The organism is Planktothrix serta PCC 8927, assembly GCF_900010725.2.
Taxonomy (GTDB): Bacteria; Cyanobacteriota; Cyanobacteriia; order Cyanobacteriales; family Microcoleaceae; genus Planktothrix; species Planktothrix serta.
Window position 1 is genome coordinate 1 of record NZ_LR734958.1, and the last position, 226, is coordinate 226.

Consider the following 226-nt stretch of genomic DNA (forward strand, 5'->3'; position numbering starts at 1 on the left):
CTCGGCTTTTTTGAGCTTAGGAAGTAGGGCGTTGAGTGCTACCTTTCCCAGCCATAACCCCGTATCTTGATAAACCTGAATGGATTTATTTAAGGCATAATTCCACCACCAGCGCGAACATCCAAATGTCTGAGCTAGTAGTGTTTCTTGCAATGCAGTTGGATACAGACGGACTTGTACAGCTTTATGTAGCACTCGATTTGCACCTCCTGGTCTGAATATATTA

1 protein-coding gene is annotated in these 226 nt (G+C 43.8%); it reads right to left on the reverse strand.

All coding sequences use genetic code 11. The annotated features are described in order from the left end of the window. On the reverse strand, positions 1-195 hold a 195-nt coding region (locus PL8927_RS27810; protein WP_156093367.1), incomplete at its 3' end, for a helix-turn-helix domain-containing protein. Positions 196-226 lie beyond the last annotated feature (31 nt).